This window comes from Streptomyces sp. NPDC090021 (assembly GCF_044748225.1).
Taxonomy (GTDB): Bacteria; Actinomycetota; Actinomycetes; order Streptomycetales; family Streptomycetaceae; genus Streptomyces.
Window position 1 is genome coordinate 123,980 of the sequence record NZ_JBIVFO010000011.1, and the last position, 20,829, is coordinate 144,808.

Annotated in this window: 24 protein-coding genes; 6 read left to right on the forward strand and 18 right to left on the reverse strand. The window is 71.1% G+C overall.

Annotation, left to right across the window (positions count from 1 at the left end; genetic code table 11):
- Positions 1-323: 323 nt before the first annotated feature.
- The 4 genes from ACIPXC_RS11230 to ACIPXC_RS11245 all read right to left on the reverse strand — a co-directional run bounded on the left by ACIPXC_RS11230 (position 324) and on the right by ACIPXC_RS11245 (position 3,091).
- Positions 324-635 carry a DUF4229 domain-containing protein gene (locus ACIPXC_RS11230; protein ID WP_401615770.1) on the reverse strand — a complete coding sequence of 104 codons (312 nt, stop codon included), beginning with the start codon at positions 633-635 and terminating at the stop codon, positions 324-326.
- A 126-nt stretch (positions 636-761) separates the two neighbouring features.
- Entirely contained in the window at positions 762-1,286 is a 525-nt protein-coding gene (locus ACIPXC_RS11235) for a GNAT family N-acetyltransferase (RefSeq protein WP_401615771.1), read from the reverse strand.
- A 124-nt stretch (positions 1,287-1,410) separates the two neighbouring features.
- On the reverse strand, positions 1,411-2,574 hold the full coding sequence (mqnE, locus tag ACIPXC_RS11240; protein ID WP_030965880.1) for an aminofutalosine synthase MqnE: 1,164 nt from the start codon (positions 2,572-2,574) through the stop codon (positions 1,411-1,413).
- A gap of 61 nt (positions 2,575-2,635) precedes the next feature.
- Entirely contained in the window at positions 2,636-3,091 is a 456-nt protein-coding gene (locus ACIPXC_RS11245; RefSeq protein ID WP_030026281.1) for an Lrp/AsnC family transcriptional regulator, read from the reverse strand.
- A 122-nt stretch (positions 3,092-3,213) separates the two neighbouring features.
- On the opposite strand from ACIPXC_RS11245, the gene ACIPXC_RS11250 reads away from it, so the two are divergent.
- Positions 3,214-3,348, forward strand: coding sequence for a hypothetical protein (locus ACIPXC_RS11250; RefSeq protein WP_258054175.1), 135 nt, complete (start codon positions 3,214-3,216; stop codon positions 3,346-3,348).
- On the opposite strand, the gene ACIPXC_RS11255 is transcribed toward ACIPXC_RS11250, so the two are convergent.
- A complete protein-coding gene (locus ACIPXC_RS11255; protein ID WP_401615774.1) occupies positions 3,345-4,049 on the reverse strand; it encodes a UbiX family flavin prenyltransferase in 705 nt (234 codons plus the stop codon). The two genes, ACIPXC_RS11250 and ACIPXC_RS11255, sit on opposite strands and share 4 nt — an antisense overlap.
- An 86-nt stretch (positions 4,050-4,135) precedes the next feature.
- Between ACIPXC_RS11255 and ACIPXC_RS11260 the strand changes: the two genes are divergently transcribed.
- Positions 4,136-4,747, forward strand: coding sequence for a rhomboid family intramembrane serine protease (locus ACIPXC_RS11260; RefSeq protein ID WP_401615775.1), 612 nt, complete (start codon positions 4,136-4,138; stop codon positions 4,745-4,747).
- On the opposite strand, the gene ACIPXC_RS11265 is transcribed toward ACIPXC_RS11260, so the two are convergent.
- The 4 genes from ACIPXC_RS11265 to ACIPXC_RS11280 form a co-directional block, all read right to left on the reverse strand.
- Complete coding sequence (locus tag ACIPXC_RS11265) at positions 4,737-5,324, reverse strand: Uma2 family endonuclease (protein WP_401615777.1); 588 nt, start codon at positions 5,322-5,324, stop codon at positions 4,737-4,739. The genes ACIPXC_RS11260 and ACIPXC_RS11265 overlap by 11 nt on opposite strands.
- A 78-nt stretch (positions 5,325-5,402) precedes the next feature.
- Positions 5,403-6,323 (reverse strand): menaquinone biosynthesis prenyltransferase MqnP, encoded by a 921-nt coding sequence (gene mqnP / locus ACIPXC_RS11270; protein WP_401615779.1) that lies wholly within the window; start codon positions 6,321-6,323, stop codon positions 5,403-5,405.
- The gene (locus ACIPXC_RS11275; protein WP_401615781.1) at positions 6,323-6,808 is read right to left on the reverse strand and encodes a hypothetical protein; all 486 of its coding nucleotides are present in this window, start codon (positions 6,806-6,808) and stop codon (positions 6,323-6,325) included. Before ACIPXC_RS11275 ends, mqnP begins: the two co-directional genes overlap by 1 nt.
- Complete coding sequence (locus ACIPXC_RS11280) at positions 6,805-8,262, reverse strand: menaquinone biosynthesis decarboxylase (RefSeq protein ID WP_401615783.1); 1,458 nt, start codon at positions 8,260-8,262, stop codon at positions 6,805-6,807. Before ACIPXC_RS11280 ends, ACIPXC_RS11275 begins: the two co-directional genes overlap by 4 nt.
- Before the next feature lie 90 nt (positions 8,263-8,352).
- Here ACIPXC_RS11280 and ACIPXC_RS11285 point away from each other — a divergent pair, with 90 nt between their 5' ends.
- The gene (locus ACIPXC_RS11285) at positions 8,353-8,694 is read left to right on the forward strand and encodes a PLD nuclease N-terminal domain-containing protein (RefSeq protein WP_401615784.1); all 342 of its coding nucleotides are present in this window, start codon (positions 8,353-8,355) and stop codon (positions 8,692-8,694) included.
- Between the two features lie 151 nt (positions 8,695-8,845).
- Here ACIPXC_RS11285 and ACIPXC_RS11290 read toward each other — a convergent pair whose 3' ends face one another.
- From ACIPXC_RS11290 to hemL, 8 genes are all read right to left on the reverse strand, one after another.
- The gene (locus ACIPXC_RS11290; protein ID WP_401615786.1) at positions 8,846-9,361 is read right to left on the reverse strand and encodes an SRPBCC domain-containing protein; all 516 of its coding nucleotides are present in this window, start codon (positions 9,359-9,361) and stop codon (positions 8,846-8,848) included.
- 25 nt (positions 9,362-9,386) lie between these two features.
- Entirely contained in the window at positions 9,387-10,469 is a 1,083-nt protein-coding gene (ccsB, locus tag ACIPXC_RS11295; RefSeq protein WP_401615788.1) for a c-type cytochrome biogenesis protein CcsB, read from the reverse strand.
- On the reverse strand, positions 10,466-12,199 hold the full coding sequence (locus ACIPXC_RS11300) for a cytochrome c biogenesis protein ResB (protein WP_401615790.1): 1,734 nt from the start codon (positions 12,197-12,199) through the stop codon (positions 10,466-10,468). The genes ccsB and ACIPXC_RS11300 overlap by 4 nt, the downstream gene beginning before the upstream one ends.
- A 13-nt stretch (positions 12,200-12,212) precedes the next feature.
- Positions 12,213-12,986, reverse strand: coding sequence for a cytochrome c biogenesis CcdA family protein (locus tag ACIPXC_RS11305; protein ID WP_401615792.1), 774 nt, complete (start codon positions 12,984-12,986; stop codon positions 12,213-12,215).
- Positions 12,987-12,990: 4 nt separating this feature from the next.
- The gene (locus ACIPXC_RS11310) at positions 12,991-13,617 is read right to left on the reverse strand and encodes a TlpA family protein disulfide reductase (RefSeq protein WP_401615794.1); all 627 of its coding nucleotides are present in this window, start codon (positions 13,615-13,617) and stop codon (positions 12,991-12,993) included.
- A gap of 78 nt (positions 13,618-13,695) precedes the next feature.
- A complete protein-coding gene (locus ACIPXC_RS11315) occupies positions 13,696-14,931 on the reverse strand; it encodes a hypothetical protein (RefSeq protein ID WP_401615796.1) in 1,236 nt (411 codons plus the stop codon).
- A gap of 143 nt (positions 14,932-15,074) precedes the next feature.
- Positions 15,075-15,773 carry a histidine phosphatase family protein gene (locus tag ACIPXC_RS11320; RefSeq protein WP_401615798.1) on the reverse strand — a complete coding sequence of 233 codons (699 nt, stop codon included), beginning with the start codon at positions 15,771-15,773 and terminating at the stop codon, positions 15,075-15,077.
- Entirely contained in the window at positions 15,770-17,092 is a 1,323-nt protein-coding gene (gene hemL / locus ACIPXC_RS11325) for a glutamate-1-semialdehyde 2,1-aminomutase (RefSeq protein WP_401615800.1), read from the reverse strand. The genes ACIPXC_RS11320 and hemL overlap by 4 nt, the downstream gene beginning before the upstream one ends.
- Positions 17,093-17,225: 133 nt before the next feature.
- Here hemL and ACIPXC_RS11330 point away from each other — a divergent pair, with 133 nt between their 5' ends.
- Positions 17,226-17,834, forward strand: a complete 609-nt coding sequence (locus ACIPXC_RS11330) for a hypothetical protein (protein ID WP_401615802.1) — start codon at positions 17,226-17,228, stop codon at positions 17,832-17,834.
- Positions 17,835-18,324: 490 nt separating this feature from the next.
- Here the strand turns inward: ACIPXC_RS11330 and ACIPXC_RS11335 are convergent, their stop codons facing one another.
- Positions 18,325-19,221, reverse strand: a complete 897-nt coding sequence (locus tag ACIPXC_RS11335; RefSeq protein ID WP_401615890.1) for an NADP-dependent oxidoreductase — start codon at positions 19,219-19,221, stop codon at positions 18,325-18,327.
- Between the two features lie 142 nt (positions 19,222-19,363).
- Between ACIPXC_RS11335 and ACIPXC_RS11340 the strand changes: the two genes are divergently transcribed.
- The gene (locus ACIPXC_RS11340; RefSeq protein WP_401615803.1) at positions 19,364-19,780 is read left to right on the forward strand and encodes a winged helix-turn-helix transcriptional regulator; all 417 of its coding nucleotides are present in this window, start codon (positions 19,364-19,366) and stop codon (positions 19,778-19,780) included.
- A 42-nt stretch (positions 19,781-19,822) separates the two neighbouring features.
- Positions 19,823-20,551: a Mut7-C RNAse domain-containing protein gene (locus tag ACIPXC_RS11345; RefSeq protein ID WP_401615805.1), complete on the forward strand. Its 729-nt coding sequence runs from the start codon at positions 19,823-19,825 to the stop codon at positions 20,549-20,551.
- Positions 20,552-20,829 lie beyond the last annotated feature (278 nt).

Consider the following 20,829-nt stretch of genomic DNA (forward strand, 5'->3'; position numbering starts at 1 on the left):
TGCGGTGCGGCAGCAGCCAGGAAGGGCCGGCCGGGACCGCTGCTGTATCGATCAGCTCAACAGCAACAGGCCGCGGACGCGCGGCGGCAGAGGTCGACGTGCAGGCGCGTCACGAGCGGGACGCTCGCGATCATCGGGTGCGCAGCTGTGGTCAACATGTTCGACACGCTAACACTTCTCCTTTGAGAATCTCAAAGGGGCACTTTGAGACAGCGGCGTGCGGGGCCCTCTTGTGCGGGCCCGGAAAACGCCACCGCCCCAGCGTTACCGGCGGTGTACCCGGTGCTGGGGCGGTTCGATGTGTGATGAAGCCAACGGCGCTCTTACGAGCCGACGCGCGCCGCGTCGTCCGCGTCGTCCTCCTGGGCCCGGTTGGCGGCGAGCCTCTCCTTCGCACCCGCGACGCGCCCGGAGATCTGCGCGGACATCTCGTCGCGCTGCTTGCGCAGGAGGACGAAGGAGAGCGGGGCGGAGAGCACGAGGGCGAGCAGCACGACCCAGGCGCCGTTGGCGTCGCCGAGTCCGGCGGGGACCAGGCCGAAGTGGACGAGGGCCGCGACGACGGCGAGGCAGCCGACGAAGACGCCCAGGCGCATCGCGGTGTATCGGATCGTTGCGCTCGGCTTGAGGGACACGGTGACCCCTTCTCTCTCGTCGTGGTCGGCACGTCGTGCGGCGCACGGTGCCCGTCCAGTGAAGCACGCCGGGCCCCGCCCGCGGCCCGCCGGGGTGCGTACGCCCGTACGGACGCCGCCGGTGGATCAGTGGAGCGGCAGCAGCATCGTGATGTCGTCGCGGTCGTCGCCGGGGGCCACGCGGATGGCGCCGGGGACGCGTCCGACCTCCTTGTAACCGCAGGAGGCGTAGAAGTGCTCCAGGCCGAGGCCGCCGCGGCAGGTGAGGCGGACGGCGTCGATGCCCTCGATGGAGCGGGCGGCTGCCTCGGTGGCGGCCATGAGGTCCCGCCCGTGACCCTGGCCCTGGTGGCGCGGGTGGACCATCACCGTGTAGGCCCACAGCCAGTGCCGCTGGAGCCGGTGGGTGTTGTGGGTGAGGAAGGCGGTCGCGGCGACCGCGCCGTCCTCGTCGTGCCCGACGAGGAGCCGGTAGCCCCCGTCGGCGACGCCGGCGAGGTGGCCGTCGAGGGCGGGGCGGACGTCGTCATGGGTGACCGGCGGTACGAAGCCGACGGCGCCGCCCGCGTTGGAGACGTCGGTCCAGAGCTCCAGGATCCCCTCGCGCAGGGCGGGGCCGACGACCGGGTCCAGAGTGAACGTAAGGGCCATTGCGCAAGTTTACTTATTACTTGATCGACGCGTCCAGAAAAAGCCGGACCCCGGCCCAGGGGCCGGGGTCCGGGGTCGACTCACCGAACGAACCCGACGAATCGAACGAAGGGTTCGGCGTGGATCAGACGCGCATCGCCTGCGGGGTCTCGCGCAGGTCCGCGTCCGGGCCCGGGTACTCGCGGATGATCTCGTAGCGGGTGTTGCGCTCGACCGGGCGGAAGCCCGCCTCCCGGATCAGCTCCAGCAGGTCCTCGCGGCCCAGCTTGTTCGGGGTGCCGTAGTTGTCCGCGTCGTGCGTGATCTTGTACTCGACGACCGAGCCGTCCATGTCGTCCGCCCCGTGCTGGAGCGCGAGCTGGGCGGTCTGCACGCCGTGCATCACCCAGAAGACCTTGACGTGCGGCACGTTGTCGAAGAGCAGTCGCGAGACGGCGAAGGTCTTCAGCGCCTCGGCGCCGGTGGCCATCGTGGTGCGCGCCTGGAGCTTGTTGCGCACCTTGCCGTCCTGCATGTCCACGAAGTCGTGCTGGTAGCGCAGCGGGATGAAGACCTGGAAGCCGCCGGTCTCGTCCTGGAGCTCGCGCAGCCGCAGCACGTGGTCCACGCGGTGGCGCGGCTCCTCGATATGCCCGTACAGCATCGTCGAGGGGGTCTTGAGACCCTTCGCGTGCGCGAGACGGTGGATGCGCGACCAGTCCTCCCAGTGGGTGCGGTGGTCGACGATGTGCTGGCGGACCTCCCAGTCGAAGATCTCCGCGCCGCCGCCGGTGAGCGACTCCAGGCCGGCCTCGATCAGCTCGTCCAGGATGTCCGAGGCGGACATGCCGGAGATCGTCTCGAAGTGGTGGATCTCGGTCGCCGTGAACGCCTTCAGCGAGACGTTCGGCAGCGCCTTCTTCAGCTCGGAGAGCGAGCGGGGGTAGTAGCGCCACGGCAGGTTGGGGTGCAGGCCGTTGACGATGTGCAGCTCGGTGAGGTTCTCCGTCTCCATGGCCTTGGCCAGGCGCACGGCCTCCTCGATGCGCATCGTGTACGCGTCCTTCTCGCCCGGCTTGCGCTGGAACGAGCAGTACGCGCACGACGCGGTGCACACGTTCGTCATGTTGAGGTGACGGTTGACGTTGAAGTGGACGACGTCACCGTTCTTGCGCGTGCGCACCTCGTGGGCGAGGCCACCGAGCCAGGCCAGGTCGTCCGACTCGTAGAGGGCGATGCCGTCCTCACGGGTCAGCCGCTCGCCGGAGCGGACCTTCTCCTCCAGCTCACGCTTGAGCCCAGCGTCCATGTGCCGGTCGCCTCCTCTAGATGCCTCTTGCCTGTCCTGCAAACCCTGACCAACCGTACTCTCAGGCTTCCTCGGGCAGCTCCCCGACCCGGTTCTCCCACTTCGTGGAGAGGACGATGGTGGTGCGGGTGCGCGAAACGCCCTTGGTGCCGGAGAGCTTGCGGATGATCTTCTCCAGGCCGTCCACGTCACTGGCGCGCACCTTGAGCATGTAGGAGTCGTCGCCGGCGATGAACCAGCAGTCCTCGATCTCCGCGAGGTCGCGCAGCCGCCGGGCCACGTCCTCGTGGTCGGCGGCGTCGGAGAGGGAGATGCCGATCAGCGCGGTGACGCCGAGGCCGAGCGAGGCGGAGTCGACCGTCGCGCGGTAGCCGGTGATGACACCGGCCGTCTCCAGACGGTTGATGCGGTCGGTGACGCTGGGGCCGGAGAGGCCCACGAGACGGCCCAGCTCCGCGTACGAGGCGCGGCCGTTCTCCCGAAGTGCCTGGATGAGCTGCCTGTCCACCGTGTCCATTACGTGGAGCCTTCCATTATTCGGCGATCCTGCAAGTCTAGGTATAGAATCTAAGGCACACAGGGTAAACGCCCTGCGATTTCTTTCAGCAGATCAGTAACGATCTTCAGGAGTGGTACACCGTGTTCACGATCGAGATGGCGCACGCACACATGCGACAGCTCCAGGAGCTGGCCAACCGATCCCGAGCCCACCAGCCCGCCGCGGCCGCCCGCGTCGACAAGGCCCGCAAGCCGCTGGGCCGCAAGAAGGCCTAGTCACCGGCCGCGTCACCACCGTTCGCCTCCCGGGGAGCGCGGGAGCCTCCCAGCTCCCCCTCCCAACGGCGGTACAGCAGGTGCGGCACCCCTGCCGCGTCCAGCACCCGCCCCGCGACGAAGTCCACCAGATCCTGGATGTGCGTCGCACCCGCGTAGAACGCCGGAGAGGCGGGCAGCACGACCGCGCCCGCCTCGTCCAGCGCCACCAGATGCTTCAGCGTCTGCCCGTTCAGCGGGGTCTCCCGCACCGCGACCACCAGCCGCCGCCGCTCCTTGAGCGTCACGCTCGCCACACGCTGGAGCAGGTCCTTCGACAGCCCGAGCGCCACCCCCGCCACGCAGGCCGTGGACGCCGGGACGATCAGCATCCCCTTGACCGGGTACGAGCCCGAGCTCGGGCCGGCCGCCAGGTCTCCGGCACCCCAGTACCGCACGTCCGCGTCGGCCGCCAGGCCCTCGAAGGTCCCCGGCTTGCCGTCGGCCCCGCGTGCCAGCCACTCCGCGAGGTCGTCGCGCCAGTGCGCGTCACGGAAGGCGATGCCCGTCTCGTCCAGCAGGGTGAGGCGCGAGGCCCGGCTCACGACCAGGTCGACGCTCTCCCCCGCGGCGAGCAGCCCGCGGAGCACCGCCGCCGCGTAAGGCGTCCCGGACGCTCCGGAAACCCCGACCACCCACGGGGTGCGATTGCGCTCTGTCATACCTCCGAGACTATCCGGCCACGCCGTGCGGGCACTCAGTAAGGTGACCGCACGTTCCCGTAGGGGGAGCCACGAAGGGGGCGAAGATGAGCACGACGGTGGATACCGGCCTGACGCAGACCGAGCGGACCAGGACCGCGGCCACGCTGATGCTGGGCTGGGTGGCCCTGCTGTGGGCGCTGGAGGCCGTCGACTACGCCACGGGCCACGCCCTGGACCAGTACGGGATCGTCGCCCGGGACCCGGACAGCCTCACCGGCGTCGTCACCTCGGCCTTCCTCCACTTCGGCTTCGACCACGTCGCCTCCAACAGCGTCCCGCTGCTGGTCCTCGGCTTCATCGTCGCCCTGTCCGGGATCCGCCGCTTCCTCGCGGTGACCGGCCTGATCCTGCTGGCCGACGGCCTCGGCACCTGGCTGATATCCCCGTCCGGCACGATGACGCTGGGTGCCTCCGGCATCGTCTTCGGCCTCTTCGGCTACCTGCTCGTACGGGGCTTCGTCGAGCGCAAGGCGCTGGGCATCGCGGTGGCCGTCGGCGTCGCGGCCGTCTGGGGGACCACGGTCCTCTCCGGCATCCTCCCGACGGACTCGGGCGTCAGCTGGCAGGGCCACCTGTGCGGCCTGGTGGCGGGCGTCGTGACCGCCCTCTACTTCCAGCGCCCGCCCCGCCGCCGCCCGGCCGCCCTCACGGACTGACGGCGGAGGGGTCCACGGGCAGGCCCGCGGTGTCGATCACAAGCTTGCCGATGCCGGTCTCGACGGTCACCTCGCCGCCGTACGGGATGGTGTCGCGGCCCCGGTAACCGTCCGGGCCTGGGTTCCACAGGGTCACGCAGTGCGCCCTGTCCGGGTCGAAGATCAGGTAGTGCGGGATCCCGCGCCGGGCGTACGCCCGGTCCTTGACCTCGTAGTCGTTGCGGATGCTGCCACGGGAGACGACCTCGACGGCCAGCTCGACCAGATCGGGCGGATAGGCGCTGAGGTTCCTGTCCGCCTCCACGGCGGGCACGACAGCCAGGTCGGGACAGAACTCGTTTTCGCCGTCGAAGGGGATCGCGACGTCTGACAGGAAGCCCCACTCCGGGCCCAATTGGGCTTCCAGTTCGTTCCACAACAGACGAATGGTCCGGCCGTGGTGCGGCTTGAGCGGACTCATCACGATGGCGCCCTCGACAATCTCCATCCGGTAGCCCGGGAACATGTCCTCGAACCGGCTGAGCTGTGAGTGCAGGCGGTCGCTCTCCGAGACGGTCACGTCGGCCTCCCTGTCCATGCACTCGATGGTAGGACGCACGCTACGCACCCGGGCAGACCTCGCACCCCGCGGTCCGGCCCGGCTCACTCCTTCGAACTACACGGTCAGACCCCGGGCCACCAGATCGGCCAGGGCGCACACGAAGAGGGCGATGCCGATGAAGCCGTTGACCGTGAAGAAGGCCCGGTTCAGGCGGGACAGGTCGTGCGGGGTGACGATGCTGTGCTCGTAGACGAAGGCGACGACGACGATCGCCAGGCCGGCCCAGAACAGCGGGCCCGCGTCCGTCGCGAGCGCGTACCAGGCCAGCAGGGCCGTGGTCACGGCGTGCGAGCCGCGCGCCCCCCAGAGGGCGGCCGGGACACCGAAGCGGGCCGGGACGGACTTGACGCCCTCCGCGCGGTCGGCGGCCACGTCCTGGCAGGCGAAGATCAGGTCGAAGCCGCCGATCCACACGCCGACCGCCAGGCCCAGGATCACCGCGTCCCAGGACCACTCGCCGGTGATCGCCAGCCAGGCCCCGACGGGGCCCATCGCCTGGGCCAGGCCCAGGATGGCGTGCGGGAAGTCCGTGAACCGCTTGCCGTACGGGTAGACCACCATCGGGACGACGGCGACCGGCGCCAGCGCCAGGCACAGCGGGTTCAGCAGGGCCGCCGAACCGAGGAAGACCACAAGCGCGATCCCCGCGCCGGTCCAGGCGGAACGCACCGACACCGCACCGGTGACCAGCTCCCGCCCCGCGGTCCGCGGATTGCGGGCGTCGATCTCGCGGTCGATGATCCGGTTCGCGGCCATGGCGAAGGTCCGCAGCCCCACCATGCACACGGTGACGAGCAGCAGCCTGCCCCAGTGCACGGTCCGGTCGAGCTGGAACATGGCGGTCAGCGCCGCGATGTAGGCGAACGGCAGGGCAAAGACCGAATGCTCGATCATCACCAGCCGCAGGAACGCCCTGACCTTGTTGGCGGCCTCCGGCGCGGGCCCCGGTCCGACCACTCCATCGGCGGTGGTCATCATGCGAGGTCCCTCCGGAACCGTTCGAGTTCGGCCAGCAGCTGCGCCGCCGGCAGCGCGCCGAGGTCCAGCGTCCGGGCGGCGGGGCCGCCCTCCTCGTCCTCGGGCGGGGTGATGTGCGCGGTGACCGTCCAGTCGGCGCCGGCCGGCCGGGCGTCCAGGCGCAGGAAGTTACCGGCCTCAGCGATGAACGGCTCGGCCGCGGCCAGGGCCTGCTGGAGCTGCTCCGCGAAGGCGTCCGCCTCCGTGTCCCGGGCGCCGGGCAGTTCGAAGCCGTCGCCCTCGCTCCCACCCTCGCCCTCCGCCTCGTACATCAGCGTCCAGACGTCGCCGGGACCGGCGAACTCCTCCGGGCTGACGCCGGCCTCCCGGGCCGCGACGATCACGCCGGGCTGGGTCGGGTCGATCTTCGGGCGGGCCAGGAGCACGTACGTCCCGGAGGTGCCGAGGTTCAGTTCGGGGCCCTCGACGGCGATGGGGCTCACAGGCCGTACTCCTTCCAGCGGCGGTCCACGAGGGCCGCGGTCGCGGGGTCGGACTCCACCATGTCGGGCCAGCCACCGTCCCGGGTGTAGCCCTCCTCGGGCAGCTTCTTCGTCGCGTCGATGCCCGCCTTGCCGCCCCAGAACTGCTGGTAGGAGGCGTGGTCGAGGTGGTCGACGGGGCCCTCGACGACGGTGAGGTCGCGGGAGTAGTCCGTGTTGCCGAGGGCCCTCCAGGACACCTCGTGCAGGTCGTGGACGTCGCAGTCCTTGTCCACCACGATGATCAGCTTGGTCAGCGACATCATGTGGGCGCCCCAGATCGCGTGCATGACCTTCTGCGCGTGCTTGGGGTACTTCTTGTCGATCGAGACGATCGCACAGTTGTGGAAGCCGCCCGACTCGGGCAGGTGGTAGTCCACGATGTCCGGGACGATGATCTTCAGCAGGGGCAGGAAGAACCGCTCCGTCGCGCGGCCCAGCGGGCCGTCCTCGGTCGGCGGGCGGCCCACCACGATCGACTGCAGCAGTGGCCGCTTGCGCATCGTGATGCAGTCGATCCGCAGGGCCGGGAAGGGCTCCTGCGGGGTGTAGAAGCCGGTGTGGTCGCCGAAGGGGCCCTCCGGGAGCATCTCACCGGGCTCCAGCCAGCCCTCGACGACGACCTCCGCGTTGGCCGGGACCTGCAGCGGAACGGTCTTGCAGTCGACCATCTCGATCCGCTTGCCCGCGACGAAGCCGGCGAAGAGGTACTCGTCGATGTCGCCCGGCAGCGGCGCGGTGGACGCGTACGTGACGGCGGGCGGGCAGCCGAAGGCGATCGCGACCGGCAGCCGCTCGCCCTTGGCCGCGGCGACGGCGTAGTGGTTGCGGCTGTCCTTGTGGATCTGCCAGTGCATGCCGATGGTGCGCTTGTCGTGGCGCTGCAGCCGGTAGAGGCCGAGGTTGCGCACGCCCGTCTCGGGGTGCTTGGTGTGGGTCAGGCCGAGGTTGAAGAAGGAGCCGCCGTCCTTGGGCCAGGTGAAGAGGGCCGGCAGCAGGTCCAGGTCGACGTCGTCGCCGGTGAGGACGACCTCCTGGACGGGCGCGGAGTCGCCCTTCACCTTCTTCGGCGGCACGTGGACCATCGAGCCGAGCTTGCCGAAGGCCTCGCGGACCCCGATGAACCCCTGCGGCAGCTCGGGCCTCAGCAGACCGCCGATCTTCTCGCTGATCTCCGCGTAGGACTTCAGGCCGAGGGCCTTCAGGAGGCGGCGGTCGGTGCCGAAGACGTTCATGGCCAGCGGCATCGCCGAGCCCTTGACGTTCTCGAAGAGCAGCGCGGGCCCGCCCGCCTTGTTCACTCTGTCGACGATCTCCCCGACCTCCAGGTACGGGTCGACTTCGGCCTTGATGCGCTTGAGGTCGCCCTCTCGCTCCAGAGCCCGGAGCAGCGAGCGGAGATCGTCGTAAGCCATAGGGGTCAGTATCCGTCACCAACTACGCTGGGAGCGTCACCGGGGCCCCTTGCGGGTCCGCCGCCACTGCCCGGGAGTCGGTCCCACACCGTGCTGCGCTATCTGCCCTTCCTGCTGATCATCGCGCTGACCATCTACGCGTTCATAGACTGCCTGAACACGCCCGAGGAAGAGGTCAAGCACCTCCCCAAGGTGATGTGGGTGATCATCATCCTGCTCTTCTCCATCGTGGGGCCGGTGGTGTGGCTGTTCGCGGGCAGGAAGCGGGGGGCCGCCGGCGGCGGGCGAGCCCCCCGCGGGCGCACCCGGTGGGTGGCTCCCGACGACAATCCGGAGTTCCTGAAGTCCCTGCGCGAGGAGCGGGAGAACAAGGAGCGCGAGGACCGCGACCGCAAGGACCGCGACAAGGACAACGGCAGGGACGCCGACTAGTCGCGACGAGTCGGCGCCGCCCCGGCCCTACCGGGCCCACGGCAGAACGCGGGGGGCCTCCTCGCCCGGCACCGAAACCAGACCGTCCGCGCGCATCGCGACGTGGGCCCGGAAGGTCTCGACGGCGCGGATCCGACCGGGCGGCGGGGGCTCAGGACGCCCTGCGGGCCTCGCTGAAGGACGCGTACGACGCGCGCAGGCCGGCCCAGCGGCTGTCCGTCCAGGTGGACCAGTCCGTCGGCCGCCCCGCCAGCGCCGCCTCCAGCAGCTCGAAGTGCTCGTGCCAGCCGGCCAGGCAGTCGAGGCGGGCCTCGTCGGACCCGCCGCGCTCGTTGACGAAGCGGATGACGGTGGAGTCGGTGCCGACCGCCTCCAGGTGGAAGCGGATCCGCCCGAGCCCGGCCACCGTGTACTCGGCGACGCGCTCCACGTCCCAGGCCGAGACGTGGCCGCTCGCCACGGTCCCGGTGTTCAGCCAGCGCAGCGTCACGGCCCCGCCGAGCCGCCGCTCCAGGACGTCGGCGGCGGCCAGCCAGCCGCGCAGCCCGTCGGGCGTGGTCACGGCGTGCCAGAGGGCCTCGTAGGAATACGGCAGGTGCAGCTCGAAGCGGAGCAGCCAGTGGTTCTCGCCGCGCCGTTCGCTGGTGGCATGGCTCACGAGGGACATGCCACCAGCGTCCCACTCCCGCCGGTCAGACGCCCGCGTACGAGTGCTTGCCGCTGAGCAGGATGTTCACGCCGTAGTAGTTCCAGATCCAGCAGGCGAAGGCGAAGAGCGCCAGGTAGGCGGCCTTGCGGCCCTTCCAGCCGGCGGTGGCGCGGGCGTGCAGGTAGCAGGCGTACGCCACCCACGTCACGAAGGACCAGACCTCCTTGGGGTCCCAGCCCCAGTAGCGGCCCCAGGCGTCGCCGGCCCAGATGGCGCCCGCGATGATCGTGAAGGTCCACAGCGGGAAGACGGCCGCGTTGATGCGGTACGAGAACTTGTCGAGCGAGGCGGCCGAGGGCAGCCGCTCCAGGACCGAGGAGGCGATCCGGCCCGGCTTGCCGCCGCCGGCGAGCTTGCCCTCGTAGGCGTCGCGGAAGAGGTAGAGGACCGCGCCGGCCGCGCCGAGGTAGAAGACAGCGCCGCAGAAGATGGCGGTGGAGACGTGGATCCACAGCCAGTACGAGTGCAGGGCCGGGACGAGCTGGTCGCTGTCGGTGTAGAGCCAGGTGACGGCGATGCCGAGGTCCAGCAGGACGGTGGTGACCAGGATCAGGCCGAGCCAGCGGACGTTCTTCTTCAGGGCGAGGAGCGCCAGGTACGTGCCGACGGCCACCGTGGAGAAGGTGATCGAGAACTCGTACATGTTGCCCCAGGGGGCCCGCTCGACCGACATCGCGCGGGTGACGACCCCGGCCGCCTCGACGAGGAAGGCGAGCGCGGTCAGCGAGACCGCGATCCGGCCGTACAGGTCGCCCTGCACGGTGCCGCCGGCGGCGCCGGGGCCGTCCGGGACGTCACGGGTGCCGGCGCCGGAGCGGGTGGTGACCTTGGGCCGGTCCAGTACGGCGGTCGCACCGCCCTTGCCGCGCACCTGCACGGCCGGGGCGGCGGCCTCCTTGGTGCCGGTCAGCGCGGCGGCCGTACGGGCGACCTTGCTGCGGCTGCCGAAGGTCCACTCGGCGATGTGCGCGAAGAAGGCGAGGGTGTAGACCGCCATCGACGAATAGATCAGGTAGTTGCTGATCTCAGCCAGGTTCTCGTTGGCTGCGGCAGCGAGCGGCGTCATCCGCGCTCTCCTTCGGGGGTTTCTTCGACGGGTTCGGCGGGTTCGGCGGTCGGCGCGGGCGTCGCGGTCGGCGCGGTCGGCGCCTGTTCGTGCAGCGTGGCGGCGAGATCCGCCAGCTCCTCCGGGAGCTTGGCGGACTCGCTGCGGCCGAGGCCCGCCATCTCGACGACGGTCACGCCGTCCTTGCCCGCCACGGCGCGCACCCAGATCCGGCGGCGCTGGATGAACAGCGACCCGGCCAGGCCCGCGATGGCGGCGATCGCACCCGCGAGGGCGAGGCCGCTGCCGGGCTGCTGGGTGACGGAGAAGGTGGCCCACCGCTCGATGCCCTCGAACTTCACGGTGCCCGCGCCGTTCGGCAGGGTCATCGTTTCGCCGGGCGCCAGCCTCTTGATGAGCTGCTGGCCCGCCTCGTCCTTGAACATCTCCATCTTGGAGGTTTCGAGCCGGTAGACGTTCTGCGGCAGGCCCGAGTCCACGCCGAGACTGCCGTGCCAGGCGTTGAGCATGAGCTGCGGGTTCAGGAGGGCGGGGAACTGGGAGAACATCGTCCCCTTGCCCTCACCGGCGAAGGTCGGCACGAAGACGGCGGTGAAGCCGAGCTGCTCCGGCTTGCCGTCCTTGTCCTTGTAGCCGTCGGTGACCTTGACGGCTCCGGTGGAGGTGAGGTTGCCGTCCTGCGGGAGCACCGGGACGGCGTCCTTGTAGATCACCTTTCCGGTGGAGTCGGTCACCGAGATGATCGGCGCGTAGCCGTGGCCGAGCAGGTAGACCTTGGACCCGTCGATCTCCAGGGGCTCGTTGACCTGGATCTCGCGCTTCTGCGGCGCTCCGTGGGCGCCCTCGCTGAGGGTGACGTGCGCCTTGAAGTCGCGCGGGGTGCCCCGCTGCGGGCCGGACATCTCGTAGGTGGCGTCGAAGCGGTCCAGCGTGAAGCTGAACGGCGGCAGGTCGTCCGGGTGGAAGAGCGTGCCGGGCTTGAAGTCGTCGTACTGGGTGAGCGTGTTCGAGAAGCCGCTGCCGCGCAGGACCAGCTTGCCGCCCTCGGACTTGAAGTACTGGCCCCAGGCGAAGGCGACGAGCATCACGATCAGCGCGACGTGGAAGACCAGGTTCCCGGCCTCGCGGAGGTATCCCTTCTCCGCCGCGACGGTGCCGCCGCCGCCCGCCTCGGTGCGGAAGCGCTTCCCCGCGAGCATCGTCCTCGCGTACGAGAGGACCTCGTCCGGGGTGCTGTCCGTACGCCAGGTGGTGTGGGCGGGCAGCCGGTCGAGCCGCTTGGGGGCGGCCGGCGGGCGGCCGCGGAGCTGGCCGACGAACTGCCAGGAGCGCGGGACGATGCAGCCGATCAGCGAGACGAACAGCAGCAGGTAGATCGCGGAGAACCACACCGAGCTGTAGACGTCGAAGAGCTGGAACGCCTCGGCGACGCCGACGAAGGAGGGGTTGTCCTTCTTCCACTGGGCGACCTTCAGCGCGTCCACGTTGGTCTGCGGGACGAGGGAGCCGGGGATGGCGCCCAGGGACAGCAGGAAGAGCAGGATCAGCGCCACCCGCATGGAGGTGAGCTGCCGCCAGAACCAGCGGGCCCAGCCGATCACGCCGATGCCGACGGGACCGCTGTCCTCGACCGGTGCGGTGGAGAGCTGGGAGCCGGCCGCCGTCTCTGCGGGGTCCGCCGGGGAGGGCTCGGGCGCCGTCTCGGTGGACGCTTTGTCTGTCGTACTCATGTCCGTCGGTTCCTCAGATCCCCACCGTGAAGCTTCGGGTCCAGGCCTGCATGTCGGTGACGATGCTGTCCCACAAACCTGTGACGAGCAGCAGGCCGGTGAGGATCAGCATGCCGCCGCCGATGCGCATCACCCATGCATAGTGCTTCTTCACCCAGCCGAATGCACCGAGCGCCTTGCGGAAGGCGACCGCGGCGAGGACGAAGGGCACGCCGAGGCCCAGGCAGTAGACGACGGTGAGCAGGGCGCCGCGGCCGGCGCTCGCCTGGTCGAGGGAGAGCGTGGTGACGGCGGCGAGGGTCGGGCCCATGCAGGGGGTCCAGCCGACGCCGAAGAGGACGCCGAGCAGCGGCGCGCCGAGCAGGCCCGCCGTCGGCTTCCTGTGGAAGCGGAACTCCCGCATCGTCAGGCCGGGAATGGCTCCCATGAAGAAGAGGCCCATGAGGATCACCACCCCGCCCAGGACGCGGGAGATGATCTCGGTGTTCTCCTTGAGGGTCTGGCCGAAGAAGCCGAAGAGCGCACCGGTGGAGACGAAGACGGCGGTGAAGCCGGCGATGAACAGGAGTGCGCCCGCCAGCATCCGCCCGCGGCGGGCCTCGGCGAGGTCGGCGCCGCTGACGCCGGTCACGTAGGAGAGGTAGCCGGGGACGAGTGGCAGGACGCAGGGCGAGAAGAAGGAGACGAGTCCGGCGAGGAGCGCGATCGGCACCGCCAGCAGCAGTGTGCCGTTCAGGACCGTCACGTTCACACCCGTGGCCTCGGCGGCGAGGACGTACTCGACCACGGGGTCACCCCTCCGCGAGGACGGGGTCGATCATCGAGCGCAACTGCTCCTCGCTGAGGGGGGCGAGGGTGCGTGCGGCGATCTTGCCCTCCCGGTCCAGGACGAGCGTGGAGGGGATGGCGTTCAGGTTGAGGCTGCCCTTGGGGAAACGGAGCAGCTGCTTGCTGTCGGGGTCGTAGAGGCTCGGGTAGGTGATCCCGAAGGTCTCCTCGAAGGAGGCGGCGTTCTGCTTGCTGTAGTCGCGGACGTTGACGCCCACGAAGACGACGTCCTTGCCGGCGTCGGCGAGTTCCTTGGAGACCTTCGCGAAGGACGGGGCCTCGGCGCGGCACGGCGGGCACCAGGAGCCCCAGACGTTGAGGACGACGACCTTGCCCTTGAGGGTCGTCGTGTCGAGGGTCTTGCCGTCGACGGTCTCGCCGTCGAGCTTCGGGGCCTCGGTCCGCTCGCCCTTGGCCGCGGTGGAGATGCCGCTCTCACCCGTCACGTAGTTGCCGCCGGTGCCGGTCGGCTTGCCGCTGTCCCAGCCGCTGCACGCCGTGAGGGTGAGGGCGCCGGTGAGGGTCACCGCGGTCAGCAGGAGGGCGCGGCCGCTGGGTGAGCGGCGACGGGGGGCGCGGCTAGGGCTCATGTGAAAAGTTTCGCATGAGCAATTCACGGATCTTCCGCACCCCCCGGCCGGGTGTCAATGCCCTGGTCAGGCGATGCCTCAGGCGGCCGTGAGGTACGCGTTCCAGCCACCGGCGGGTGACCGGCCGGGGCCGAGGGTGCGCAGCCGGGCGAGCACCTGGGGGTCCTGGACCTCCAGCCAGTCGGTGAACTGCCGGAAGGACACAAGCCTTACGTCCCTTTTGTCCGCCATGCCCTTGAGTGCCTCCTCGACCGCGTCCATGTAGATGCCGCCGTTCCACTCCTCGAAGTGGTTGCCGATGAAGAGGGGTGCGCGGTTGGTCTCGTAGGCCCGGCGGAAACCGCCGAGGTAGGTGGCCGTGGCCTGGGAGCGCCAGGCCGGGTAGTTGGCGGGCACGCCCTGCGTGGTGTTCTTCGACTGGTTGGCGAGGATGTTGTAGTCCATCGACAGCACCTCGAAGGAGTGCCCCGGGAAGGGGAGGGACTGCAGCGGCAGGTCCCAGACGCCCGAGCGGCGCTCGGGCCAGACCTGGAGGCCGCCGGGCGAGCTGGCGTCGTAGCGCCAGCCCATTTTCCGGGCGGTCGGCAGGAGGTTGTCCCGGCCGAGGAGGCAGGGGGTGCGGGCGCCGGTCAGTTCCTTGCGGTAGTCGAAGGGCAGCGGCTCCACGTCGGTGAAGCCGGTGTTCGTGCGCCAGCCCGTGACGAAGGACACGGCCTGGTCGATCTCGCTCTCCCAGTCGGCCGGGGTCCAGCGGGCGACGGAGCCGGGACCCCCGCAGAAGTGCCCGTTGAAGTGCGTTCCCACCTCGTGCCCGTCGAGCCACGCCTCGCGGAGGCAGCCGAGGGTGGCGCGGACGTTCTCGTCCTTGAGGTAGCCGATGTCGGATGCGCCGACGGGATTGTTCGGCGGCCGGTAGAGGCTCCGCTTCGACTCGGGCAGCAGGTAGATGCCGGAGAGGAAGAAGGTCATGGTCGCACCGTGGTCCCGGGCGAGCTTGAGGAAGCGCGGGAAGAGACCGTTGCCGATCTCCCCCGCGCCGTCCCAGCTGAAGACCACGAACTGCGGCGGTGTCTCGCCCGGCTGGAGGGGCACGGGCCGGTCGGGCTGGTGGGGCTGCGGGCCGGTGTCGGCGGTGGAGCCGTCACCGATGGGCCTGCCCGGCGGCCTCTGGCCGGGCTTCGGGTTCTTCACGGGTCCGGGAGCGCCGGGACCGGACACGTCGGGCAGTCCGCAGCCGGCGACTCCCATCGCGGCCGCGGCGCCAAGCCCCAGTCCCAGCAGCCCCCTCCGACTGACTCCCCTGATGTCGCGCATGTCACCGTCCCCATCGTCGTCACACCCGACCCAAAATCCATATAAACGGACAAGTTGGCCGGACATGTGTGCTGACACGGTGATTCCCGCGCATCTTGTATTTAATTAGGCAGGCCTGTAACGGCTCGTAACAGACCGTCGGATCAGGCGCCGAACGCCTTGGAGGCGCCCTTCACCGGCTTGGCACCCGCCAGCAGGTGCACCGGGACCAGGTCCCGGGCCGGCTCGCTGTAGCCCACGGAGACCAGCTTGTCGCCCTGGAACGTGAAGGACGTCAGGGACGCGAGCGTGCACTGACGGCGGCGCGGGTCGTGCCACAGCCGGCGCTTCTCGGCGAAGCTGCGCACGATCCAGATCGGCAGCTGGTGGCTGACCGCCACCGCCTCACGGCCGCGGGCCGCGTCGCGCGCGGCCTCCAGTGCGCTCATCATCCGGACCACCTGCTCGACGTACGGCTCGCCCCAGGAGGGCTTGAACGGGTTCGTCAGGTGCTTCCAGTTGCCGGGCTTGCGCAGCGCGCCGTCGCCGACGCCGAAGGTCTTGCCCTCGAAGACGTTCTCCGCCTCCAGCAGCCGCGCGTCCGTCGCCAGGTCCAGGCCGTGGGCCTTGGCGATCGGCTCGGCCGTCTCCTGCGCCCGCTCCAGCGGGGAGGACACCACGTAGGCGATGTCCCGGCTCTTCAGGTGCTCGGCGACCCGGTCCGCCATCCGGCGGCCCAGCTCCGAGAGGTGGTAGCCCGCACGGCGCCCGTACAGGACCCCGTCCGGGTTGTGCACCTCGCCGTGGCGCACCAGGTGCACGACGGTGAGGTCCGACGTCACGTCGCGGCCGTCGTCGCTCATGCCGTGGCCTCCGCGGCGGCCCGGGCGGCGGCCGGCAGTGCCGCCGCGACGCGCTCGATCGCCTTCTCGTCGTGGGCGGTGGAGACGAACCAGGACTCGAAGGCGGACGGCGGCAGGTAGACGCCCTGCGCCAGCATCGAGTGGAAGAACGCGTTGAAGCGGAAGCTCTCCTGCTTCTTCGCGTCGTCGTAGTTGCGGACCGCGTCCTCGGTGAAGAAGACCGAGAACATGTTGGACGCGGTCTGCAGACGGTGCGCCACGCCCTCCTTCGCGAGCGCCCCGGTGACCAGGCCCCGGATCTCCGCCGAGACCGCGTCGACCTTCTCGTACGCGGCCGCGTCGAGCAGCCGCAGCTGGGCGAGGCCGGCGGCGGTGGCGATGGGGTTGCCGGAGAGCGTGCCGGCCTGGTAGACGGGACCCGCGGGGGCGAGGTGCCCCATGACGTCGGCGCGTCCGCCGAACGCCGCGGCGGGGAAACCTCCGCCCATGACCTTGCCGAAGGTCATCAGGTCGGGCTTGACCCCGTCGACGCCGTACCAGCCGGCGCGGGAGGTGCGGAAGCCCGTCATGACCTCGTCGGAGATGTAGAGCGCGCCGTTCTCGCGGCACAGGTCCGCGAGCCCCTGGTTGAAGCCCTCGGCCGGGGTGACCACGCCCATGTTGCCGGGCGCCGCCTCGGTGATCACGCAGGCGATCTCGCCGGGGTGCGCGGCGAAGGCGGACCGGACCGCTTCGAGGTCGTTGTAGGGCAGCACGATCGTGTCGCCGGCCTGCGCACCCGTGACGCCGGGGGTGTCCGGCAGCGCGAAGGTGGCCAGCCCGGAACCGGCGGCGGCCAGCAGCGCGTCCACGTGACCGTGGTAGCAGCCGGCGAACTTCACGACCTTGGCGCGACCGGTGAAGCCGCGTGCCAGCCGGATCGCCGACATGGTCGCCTCCGTCCCGGAGGACACCAGGCGCACCTGCTCGACGGGCTCGATGCGCGCGACGATCTCCTCCGCGAGCGCCACCTCGCCCTCACCGGGCGTGCCGAAGGAGGTACCGCGGGCGACGGCCGCCTGGACGGCCTCGATCACCTGGGGGTGGGAGTGGCCGAGGATCATCGGCCCCCACGAGCAGACGAGGTCCACGTACTCGCGGCCGTCGGCATCGGTGAGGTACGGACCGGTGCCGGACACCATGAACCGGGGCGTACCGCCCACGGCACGGAAGGCGCGCACGGGAGAGTTCACGCCGCCGGGGGTCACGAGGGAGGCGCGCTCGAAGAGCGTCTGCGAAACTGGGGCTTCATACGGGTACGGGTAGCTCACACCAGCCATGGTCTCAGAGGCTGCGACAGACTTGCGGGCGGGCGTTTCACCGCGTCGCCGCGGGGGAGGTCACTGCCATGATGATCAGGCTGCGTGGCGGAGGTCGCGGGGCCGGGACGAGCAAGACCAGTCGGGTGGAGATATGCAACGCGGTGGTGGACCGGGCGAGGGTACGGACGGCCTCGATCCGCAGCGCGCCCGCGAAGCCCGCGAGGCCCGCCGCCGGGGCAGGCACCGCCGGCGCGCCACGGAGGCGGCCGACGCCGTGCCGGAGCCCACGGCGGAGCCGGAGGACGTGCCCCGGGGCCGCGGCATGGGCGTGACGTACAAGTACTTCGGCGCCCCGGACGGCGCGACGGCGGCGCGGGTCCCGGTGACGATGCGGCCGGAGGAGCTCGGCGGCGACGAGCTCGGCATGGGCGGACTGTTCACCAAGATCAAGCCGGAGACGGTGGCCGCGATGGTCCTGACCGGCATCCAGGGCATACCCCTGCACAAGGTGCCGCCGCTGGAGCTGGTCGTCCTCCACCCCGACTACGCGGTGGTCAAGCTCCCGATGACGGCGGTCGACCCGCTCCGCGGGATCGGCGAGGAGTCCGTGGGCGCCGCCGCCTTCATCTGGTCCACGGTCCCGGACCGCGGCGGCCCGAGCGACGCCTTCAACGTCTACCAGCTGCTCCACGAGTGGCAGGACTTCAGTCACCGCCTCCACGAGGCCGGCCACCAGCCGTACTGCCTCGTCTGGCCCTGAGCCGGTCCTCCCCGGCCTTCGCGAGGGCGGCCTGCGGGATCTCGTCCGGCCCCGCCCCCGTCACACCGCCAGAGCGTCACCGCAGAATTCCAGCCACCGGCCGCACGAGGGCTGCTACCAGCCGTAACTTCCGGCGGCCCGGCCACCCGTGCGCCCGGGGGGTGTGCCTCGCACCGGACGGCAAGGGACTTCGGGACACCGTCGCATTGCAGCCATGTTTTTCTTCTGCTCACTACCGCCCGGAAACGGGCGGACGCGCGGCCGGGCCGCTGTCCCGGGCCCGCAGCGGGGGCCCGGGACAGCGGCGCCATCTCGCCCTGGCGGAGGCGGAGTTCTTCCAGCGCGGCTGAAGCCGGGCCCAGGCGGCCGAAGCGCGGCCGGCGACGCCCCGCCCGGCGCGCCCCAACCGGCGTACCCCGCCCGGGCCTCGGCCGGCGCCACCGGGCGGGGCCGCCGGCTCCGGTCCGCCCTCAGGACGACCCGGCCCCGGTCACGCCGTCAGGATGATCCGGCCGCGCACACCCGGCGTCGCCAGCCGCTCGTGCGCCTTCGCCGCCTCGGCGAGCGGGAAGACCTCCGCGACCCGCAGCGTCAGGGCCCCCTCCTCGACGAGCGACACCAGGCGGGCCAGCAGCTCCCCGTCCGCGGCGACCTCCTGCTCCTCGACCCGGATGCCGCGCTCCGCCGCCGGAGCGTGGTTCGGGATCAGCCCGACGTAGACCCCGCCGTCACGGACGAGGGCCAGTGCGTCCCCGCCCAGGACGGCCGCGTCCAGCACTCCGTCCACCGGCCCGGCCGGAGCCCCGCCGCGCGGGACGAAGGCGGCCGCGCCCAGCGACCGTACGAGTTCCTCGTCGTCCGGCCCCGCCAGGGCGGTCACCACCAGACCGGCCCGCGCGGCGAGCTGCACCGCCAGACCGCCGACCACCCCCGCCGCGCCGGTGACCAGCACCGACGAGCCGGGGGCGAGCCCCAGTTGGTCCACCGCGCGGGCCGCGGTCAGACCGGCCAGCGGCAGCGCCGCCGCGGCCGGGACGTCCACGCCGGCCGGCGCGGCGGCCACGGCGCCTGTGTCGAGCACCGCGTACTCGGCGTGCGTGCCCAGCGGCTTGACCATGCCGTAGTGCAGGCCCACCACCCGGTCCCCGCGGCTCCAGCCGGTCACCCCCGGGCCGGTCTCGTCGACCTCCCCGGCGACGTCCCAGCCGAGACCGAGCCGCTGTCCCGCGCCGCCGAAGATCCCCGCGCGGACCCCCGCGTCCACCGGGTTGAGCCCGGCGGCCGCCACCTTGATCCTGACCTGGCCCGCCGCCGGGCGCGGCACCGGCACCTCGGCCAGTTCGACCCGCTCCGGACCGCCGAACCCGTTCACCACGGCCGCGACCATCGTCCGCACCGTCTGCTCGCTCATCGTTTCTCCCCGTCCAGTCGTCTTCGCTCGTTCCGATGACCACTAACCTAGGGAGAGGTACTCTCCTTTCGTAAGTACGTACTCGAAGGTGCGTACCCGACCCGGAAGTGGGTGCCCCATGGCCACCAGCACCGCCGCGGCCCGCCGCGAGGAAGCCCGTGCCGCCTACGACGCCTTCCTCAAGGAGTGCCCCACCGGCCAGCTCCTGGCCCGCATCAGCGACAAGTGGGTCGGCCTCGTCGTCAGCGCCCTCGGCGAGGCCGACGACCGCACCATGCGCTACAGCGACCTCGGCCGCAGGATCCCGGGCGTCAGCCAGAAGATGCTCACCCAGACCCTGCGCTCCCTCGAACGCGACGGCCTCGTCACCCGCCACGTCACCCCCACCGTCCCCGTCCGCGTCGACTACCGGCTCACCGACCTCGGCAGCAGCCTCGGCCGGCTCCTCTCCTCCGTGAAGGACTGGGCCGAGAACCACTTCGACGAGGTCAGCGCCCACCGGGACACCTACGACCGGGCCGCCGCGGCCTCCTGAATTCAGGGGCGGCCGGCCACCCCGCAATGGCATGCTGACAGGGTGAACGGACCCGGCATTCAGCTCACCCTCGCCCCCGAACTGCGCCTCTTCGCCCCGCCCAGCAGGCGCGCGGACCGCGTAGCGACCGCGACCGACGGCGCCTCCAGCCTCGGCCACGTCGTCGAATCCGCCGGAGTCCCGCTCACCGAGGTCGGCCGCCTCCTCGTCGACGGCCACGAGGTCCCCGTCTCCTACGTGCCCCAGGACGGCCAGAGCGTCGAGGTCCTCGGCGTCGAGCGCCCCCAGCACATCCCCGGCGCCCCGCTCCGCTTCCTCCTCGACGTCCACCTCGGCACGCTCGCCCGCCGCCTGCGCCTGCTCGGCGTCGACGCCGCCTACGAGAACGAGGACATCGGCGACCCCGCCCTGGCCACCCGGTCCGCCACCGAACAGCGCGTCCTGCTCTCCCGCGACCGCGGCCTGCTCCGCCGCCGCGAGATCTTCGCCGGCGCGTACGTCTACAGCGACAACCCCGACGAGCAACTGCGCGACGTGCTCGGCCGCTTCGCCCCCGCCCTCGCGCCCTGGACCCGCTGCACCGCCTGCAACGGCCCCCTCCACGAAGCCGACAAGGAGAGCGTGGGCGACCGACTGGAACACGGCACGCACCGCTCCTACGACGTCTTCGCCCAGTGCGCCGCATGTGAACGCGTCTACTGGCGCGGCGCCCACCACGCCCGCCTGGAGCGCATCGTCGACGAGGCACTCGTCGAATTCGGCACCGCCTGACGGACACCCCCCGCCCGTGGTCCGGGCGCCGCCCGCCCATGGTCCGGGCGTCGGGCCGGGCTCCGGGCCGGGGCCGAACCCCGCGCCGCGCCGGACCCCGGGCCGGGCCGAACCCCTGGCCGGGCTCCGGGCAGACGGCCCTGACCGGGCCGTGGCCGGGGCCCGGCCGAAACCCGGGCTCGGGCCGAAACCCGGGCTCGGGCCGAAACCCGGGCTCGGGCCGAAACCCGGGCTCGGGCCGAAACCCGGGCTCGGGCCGAAACCCGGGCTCGGGCCGG